Source organism: Treponema primitia ZAS-1 (assembly GCF_000297095.1).
Lineage (GTDB): Bacteria > Spirochaetota > Spirochaetia > Treponematales > Breznakiellaceae > Termitinema > Termitinema primitia_A.
Window position 1 is genome coordinate 1 of record NZ_AEEA01000153.1, and the last position, 397, is coordinate 397.

The window sequence follows — 397 nt, forward strand, 5'->3', positions numbered from 1 at the left end:
TTGTAACTCCGTAATGGCCACGCGGCTTGCATTGAAGCTGGGCGATTACGTGGTGACGGAAGCCGGATTTGGTGCGGACTTAGGCGCGGAAAAGTTCCTCGATATCAAATGCCGGTTTGCCAATTTGAAGCCCTCGGCTGTTGTTATAGTTGCCACGGTGCGCGCCCTGAAATCCCACGGCGGTGTTGCCAAGGCAGATCTCGGCAAGGAAAATGTAGAAGCGGTGCGTAAGGGCTTACCGAATCTGCTGCAACACGTTGAAAACATCACGAAGGTATACAAGCTGCCTGCGGTTGTGGCTATCAATGCCTTCCGGAAGCCCGGCGAGGCTGATACGGAGGCGGAACTCAAACTCATCGCCGACGAGTGTAAAAAGCTCGGCGTTAACGTGGCATTA

1 protein-coding gene is annotated in these 397 nt (G+C 54.2%); it reads left to right on the forward strand.

The features are described 5' to 3' along the window. A partial coding sequence (locus tag TPRIMZ1_RS19405; RefSeq protein ID WP_010263090.1) for a formate--tetrahydrofolate ligase occupies nucleotides 1-397 on the forward strand: 397 nt, incomplete at both ends.